This window comes from Candidatus Nealsonbacteria bacterium (assembly GCA_019923605.1).
GTDB lineage: Bacteria > Patescibacteriota > Minisyncoccia > Minisyncoccales > CSSED10-335 > JAHXGM01.
Genome location: JAHXGM010000020.1, coordinates 1 through 5,994 on the forward strand (window position 1 = coordinate 1; position 5,994 = coordinate 5,994).

Sequence of the window (5,994 nt, forward strand, 5' to 3'; positions counted from 1 at the left end):
TACTACTATTATACCTCAAGCTATTTTCTATTCAAATAGTAAAGTCTTCTTTCTTCTGGAAATTTCTCTATGGAATACCTTAACATTGTTCTTGGCATTACTCGGTAGTTCTTATTAAGGAAATTTTCAAGATCTGATAACGACCTTTTACCTAATTCTCTTAACATCCACCCAACGGCTTTATGTATCAAGTCGTGTTCATCTTTAATAAGTATCTGAGATATTTTAATGGTTGGTTTAAAAATATCATTTCTAATGAATTCAAGGGTGGTTATTATTGAAATTCTTCTTTTCCAGAGATTATTTGATTTAGCCATAATCTCTAAGGACTTTTTATTTCGGCTAAGATAGAAATCACCTAATATTTTAGGAGCGGAAATATCAACTAAATCCCAATTATTAATCCAGTTAATATGTTTGATATAGAATTTAGCAATTTTTTCTTTATCTTTTTTGTATTTATTAACTAAAATAATAAGGCCCGTGAGCCTATGCTCATGGACCTCGCTTTTTATTAATTTAGATATTTCCCCCAACTCAAGCTGGTAATATTTTTTAGCAATAGATCTTTGAGTTGGAACTGATATTCCCCAAAGGACATCCCCTTCTGCATATTCCCCTAGACCTGTTTTGAAGAATCTTTGAAAATTTTTTGCTTTTGCAGAATCTTTTTTTTCATATAGTTCTTTTTGTAGATCTTTTGCCGTTTGCATTATCCAAGTAATTTAATGGTCACCCCTATTATTGCCATTATGATACCTATTATCCAAAATCTCATAGTAACCTTGTAGTGGGGCCATTGCATGGCTTCAAAATGATGATGTATTGGAGCAGCCAGAAAAACTTTCCGTTTGAATATTTTCTTTGATAATACTTGAATGATTACTGATCCTGATTCCATTACTAACAAGAACCCTATAATCGGAAGAACCAGAACTGAGTTAGTTAGGAATGCGATAACTGTAACGGCAGCGCAAAGACCAATAATTCCAGTTTCACCCATATAGAATCTGGCAGGTGGGATATTAAACCAAAGGAAGGCAAGTATTGTTCCCATTATTACAGCCGAGAAAGCCGCTAAATCGAATTGACTTTGAGATAATGCAATAACAGTAAATGCTCCGAAGATAGAAGCAAAGGCTCCACCAGCTAATCCATCTAATCCGTCTATTACTCCCCCACTATAAGTTGCCATCATTACAATAATGAAAAGTGGTATATACCATATTCCGATAAAAACTGATCCAAATCCCGGTACATAAATCATGGATTGTTCTAATTTAAAGTAAAACCAAAGACCACCTATTAATCCAATCAATCCCACTAATACTAATCGATACTTTAAGTTTAATCCTCCCCCGATGTATTTATTTAATTTCTTCCAAAGAGAATTAATTGTATTATTCTTAGGAGTTGGCATAACTTGAAATAAGTCATCAACCACTCCAATAATGGAAGCACCAACTAATGCAAAAAGGGGTAACCATGTTTGTTCACGACTAAGGAAGTTAAGCTTGTTTACCCACCAAATGTCAGTTACTTTGGATAAAAAGAAAAAAAAGAAAGCAAGAAAAAGTGTGGTAGTCCAAATGAGCAATCCTCCTAGGCGTGGAACATTTACTTCTTTTTCTGAATGGAATTTTCTAAATACCGGTATATCCTCTCCATCTAATCCCTTATCCCTCGCTCTTTTTTTCCAAAGCTTGTGCTTGTAAAGAAAATTACTTAGAGCTGGAGTTACTATAAATGCAACCAAGAATCCAAAGGATCCTAGCGTGAATACTTTTATAACATCAATTGTACTTATTTCCATAATTATATTTTTATCCAATGAAATGCTTCTTTGGCTGTTCTAAGAAGTGTTCTGGTTTCTCCAAACCTATCTTGAGATCCAAGAATAATACTTATTAAATATCCTTCACTTTTAGGATTTTTAGAAACCATAAAAAGACATCCTCTAGCTCTTGCGGTTTGCCCTGTTTTACCACCAATAATTCCGGGTTCATCAAGTAGTCCATTAGTATTACTCATAATGTACTTAAATGATCCTTCGTTTGTTTTAAGATTAAATTCTTTAATTGATAATATTTCCCAGATTTTAGGTTTTTTTAATAAATATTCAGCAAGAATTAGCAAATCATCGGGAGTGGAATATCCAGCAACATCTCGAGGGTTAGCGGGATCAAGACCACTTGGATTTATGAATCTTGTATTGTTCATTCCAAGGGTAACTGCTTTTTGATTCATTCTATTAACAAATAAGTTAGCGGATATTGGTTGATAGTATGGTGCAGTTGCTCTTTGAGCCAATGCATGAGCTGCAGTATTACTTGATTCAATCAATGAGGCGTAAAGAAGGTCTTTTACTTTATAGGTTTCCCCAGGATAAAGAACATTGGTTCGCATGTGATCTTTTAAAAAAGCTTCTTCGGTAATCGCTATTACTTCGTTTAGATTGTATTCCTCTAAGACTATAACTGCAGTCATTAATTTAGCAATACTTGCAATTGGTAATCTTTGAGTTCTGTTTTTATCGAAAAGAATCTTTGGCTTTCCTTCTGGCTCTATTGATGCTACTAAAAAACCACTTGCCCCGATGATTGGAGTTGGAACATCCCAATTTCTTAGTGGGAATTGAGAACGATAGAATTCAAGACGAGAGTCGTTAGCCAGAGCAAGGTTTAAATTAATGTCTTCTTTTCTATTTATTTCTTTAACAAGATGTGATGTTGTAATAATAAGGGTAATTATAAATACAATAGTAAGAATAATTCTTATTTTCTTTTCTTTTCTCTTGAATTTTGGTATTTTCAATTTTTTTATCATGATTCCTTTTCATTCTTTTTAATTTTAATATGTAGATCCTTGAGTTGACTTTCATCAATTTCAGATGGTGAATTCATCATCAAATCTCTTCCACTTCCATCTTTTGGAAAGGCATAGATGTCACGAATTGAATCAACATTTTGCAATATCATAAGAATCCTATCAATACCAAGAGCATTTCCGCCATGAGGAGGAGCGCCAAACTGAAAAGCTTTGAATAATGCACCAAATCGTTCCTCAATTGCCTTTTGAGTGTATCCTGCAATTTGAAACGCTTTGTTCATTATCTCTGGATCATGATTTCTAATGGCGCCACTTGCAACCTCAAAGCCATTCATTACTAAATCAAACTGATTAGCTAATATATCAAGAGGGTCTTTTTCTTTTAATGATTTTAACCCACCTTGTGGCATTGAGAAAGGGTTATGCTCAAAGTCTATTTTCCCGGGCTCTATTTCTGAATATGAATACATCGGAAAGTCTACAATCCAACACCAAGCGGCTTTTGAATCGTCTTTAAGGCCTAGTCTTTTCGCACAATCATTTCTAACAGCTCCCAAGCTTAAAGAAACCGTTTTCCAATCATCAGCTCCAAAAAAAATGATATCACCTTCTTTAGCCTCTACTTTGTTTACAATTTCTTTAGAAAGATCATCTTCTAAAAATTTACTTATCGGAGATTGTAGCCCTCCCCCTTCTTTGACGATAATATAGGCCATTCCCTTTGCTTCTTTGCTCTTGGCTACCTCAACGAGTTCATCAATTTCTTTTCTGCTAAACTTTCCTCCGTTCTCAACTTTTAAGGCATGAACAACACCGCCGTTTTTTATGGCATCTGAAAAAACTAAGAAACCGCAATCTTTTACAAGATGGGTAATTGGCTTTATCTCCATCTCAAAGCGTAAATCCGGCTTATCAGAACCATATCTTGTTAGAGCTTCCTTCCAAGGTAATTGTATAAATCTACCATTATCTTTAAGATTAACTATTTTTTTATCAGAGAATTTTTCTGTAAGCTGAACCATTAACGGTTCCATGGTCTTGAAAATATCTTCTTGTTCAATAAAACTCATTTCCATATCTAATTGATAAAATTCTCCGTAATGTCTATCCATCCTTGGATCTTCATCTCTAAAGCATGGAGCTATTTGAAAGTATCTATCCAATCCTCCAATCATAAGTAATTGCTTGAATTGTTGAGGTGCTTGTGGCAATGCATAAAACTTACCAGGATGAATTCTAGATGGTACCAAGAAATCCCTTGCTCCTTCCGGAGATGAATTTGCTAAAATCGGTGTTTGGACTTCTATAAAATTTAGATTATGGAAATAAGATCTTAAGTGTTGAATGTATTCATCTTTTGTTTTTAGCATCTTCTGAACTTCTGGATTTCTAAGATCAAAAAACCTGTATTGTAGTCTTAAGGTTTCATTGGCTAGCCCAGTCTTTTCTTCATCTAGTTCAAAGGGAGGAGTCAGGGATTTGTTTAAAATATCTATTTCATCAATCTCAATTTCAATTTTACCCGTCTTTATCTTTGAGTTAACCATATTTTCAGGTCGACTCACTACATTTCCCGTTATTTTAATAACCCATTCGCTTCTTAATTTACCAACTTCTTCCACTATTCCGCTATTTTTATTCGGATCAAACTTTAACTGAATAACTCCATAACGATCTCTTAGGTCAATAAAAGTAATTCCACCATGATCTCTTCGGCGATGCACCCATCCAGCAAGAACTACTTTTTCTTTGATATTTGACTCATTTAATTCTCCACATGTGTGCGTTCTTATCATAATTCACTTTTGACATTAAATTAACTACATTTATTACACGGAACAAGCAATCTATTGTAAAATTATGACTTGATACTAGAAAAAAGTCAATTTACTTCATGATGTAACTTTTAACCCTCGTTATTATAAGGATAAAAGAAGATTTATAGGCTATCCTAGCGATGAGAGCCTCCGATTCATTGGAAAAAGAATTGGATATATACTTGATTCCTGGAAAATAGAAAGGATCGAAAAATTCATCGACAAAAGCAAAGAGAAACTACAACAGTAGTTCCCCTTTTTTATTTATAAATCTATTCTAAATAGTTCTTTATCTTTTCAACTATTTGTTGAGGAGTATAATTTGTTTTAATGAGATAGTCCTTTGCGCCCAATCTTTCAACTTCCCTATTAGTTTTAAGGTCGTCATAATTTGAAAATACTAGAACTTGAATAGATGCTATATCAGGCTCTTTTCTTATCTGTATGAGTAAACCCACTCCATTTTGACGTGGAAGAAGGATGTCTAAAAGAACAAGATCTGGCTTTATTTTTCTTATCATTTCTATCCCCTCTTCTGCATCATAAGCAGAATAAACTTCTAATCCAGAACGTTCTAATTTGTCCCTGTACATTTCAGCAAGGATTTTTTCGTCTTCTACAATTAGAATTTTCTTCTTCATTTTAATTAATTTATTGGGAGTTGGATATAGAATTGAGATCCTTTCTTCTTCCCTTCTGATTCAGCCCAAACTTTTCCATTATGCATTTTAATAAACTTTCTAGCTATGAATAACCCCAATCCAGCTCCTTCGGTAGATAATTGATTTCCAGCTTGCCCTCTTGAAAAACTTCTAAACACTTTAGATAGTTCTTCTTCGTCCATACCCTCTCCAGTATCAACCATCTTTATCATTACATTTTTGTTGTTTCCAGATTTTTCAAGAGTTACGGTTATTCCCCCTTCTCTAGTGTATTTTATAGCATTATCGATTAAATTCAAAATAACTTGTCTTAACTTGTCCTCATCAAGCATAATTTCTGGGAGTTTCTTTTTTGGCTTCTTGAATTCAAGGTATAATCCCTTTCTTTCGGCATTGATTTTTAATTCATCAATAATTTGAGACACTACTCTTTCTAAATCTTCCTTCTTGGGATCAAGCTCTATTTTACCAGTTTCTATTCTTGAAACGCTTAGAAGGTCATTCACTAATTTTATTAATCGTTCATTACTTAATGCAACGTTTTCTAGTTTCCCTCTAGCTTGCTTTGGAACCTTACCGTAGGTTCCTTCAGTTATCATTGATATGTATCCCTTAATTGCAGTAAGGGGGGTTCTTAGCTGATGAGAGGCTATGGAGATGAATTCAGTTTTTACTTTATCTAGTTC

6 protein-coding genes are annotated in these 5,994 nt (G+C 33.9%); all 6 read right to left on the bottom strand.

Annotated elements, in window-relative coordinates:
• Window positions 1-20: 20 nt before the first annotated feature.
• Entirely contained in the window at window positions 21-713 is a 693-nt protein-coding gene (locus KY054_03030; protein MBZ1356704.1) for a DNA alkylation repair protein, read from the bottom strand.
• A complete protein-coding gene (locus KY054_03035; GenBank protein MBZ1356705.1) occupies window positions 713-1,813 on the bottom strand; it encodes a hypothetical protein in 1,101 nt (366 codons plus the stop codon). Before KY054_03035 ends, KY054_03030 begins: the two co-directional genes overlap by 1 nt.
• A 2-nt stretch (window positions 1,814-1,815) precedes the next feature.
• Entirely contained in the window at window positions 1,816-2,826 is a 1,011-nt protein-coding gene (locus tag KY054_03040; GenBank protein MBZ1356706.1) for a serine hydrolase, read from the bottom strand.
• Complete coding sequence (gene aspS / locus KY054_03045) at window positions 2,823-4,625, bottom strand: aspartate--tRNA ligase (GenBank protein MBZ1356707.1); 1,803 nt, start codon at window positions 4,623-4,625, stop codon at window positions 2,823-2,825. The genes KY054_03040 and aspS overlap by 4 nt, the downstream gene beginning before the upstream one ends.
• A 293-nt stretch (window positions 4,626-4,918) precedes the next feature.
• Window positions 4,919-5,287: a response regulator gene (locus tag KY054_03050; protein MBZ1356708.1), complete on the bottom strand. Its 369-nt coding sequence runs from the start codon at window positions 5,285-5,287 to the stop codon at window positions 4,919-4,921.
• 5 nt (window positions 5,288-5,292) lie between these two features.
• A partial coding sequence (locus KY054_03055) for a HAMP domain-containing histidine kinase (protein ID MBZ1356709.1) occupies window positions 5,293-5,994 on the bottom strand: 702 nt, incomplete at its 5' end.

Coding starts and splice junctions, on each gene's coding strand:
- KY054_03030 (MBZ1356704.1), bottom strand. CDS start 713: ATGCAAACGGCAAAAGATCTACAAAAAGAACTATATGAAAAAAAAGAT.
- KY054_03035 (MBZ1356705.1), bottom strand. CDS start 1,813: ATGGAAATAAGTACAATTGATGTTATAAAAGTATTCACGCTAGGATCC.
- KY054_03040 (MBZ1356706.1), bottom strand. CDS start 2,826: ATGATAAAAAAATTGAAAATACCAAAATTCAAGAGAAAAGAAAAGAAA.
- aspS (MBZ1356707.1), bottom strand. CDS start 4,625: ATGATAAGAACGCACACATGTGGAGAATTAAATGAGTCAAATATCAAA.
- KY054_03050 (MBZ1356708.1), bottom strand. CDS start 5,287: ATGAAGAAGAAAATTCTAATTGTAGAAGACGAAAAAATCCTTGCTGAA.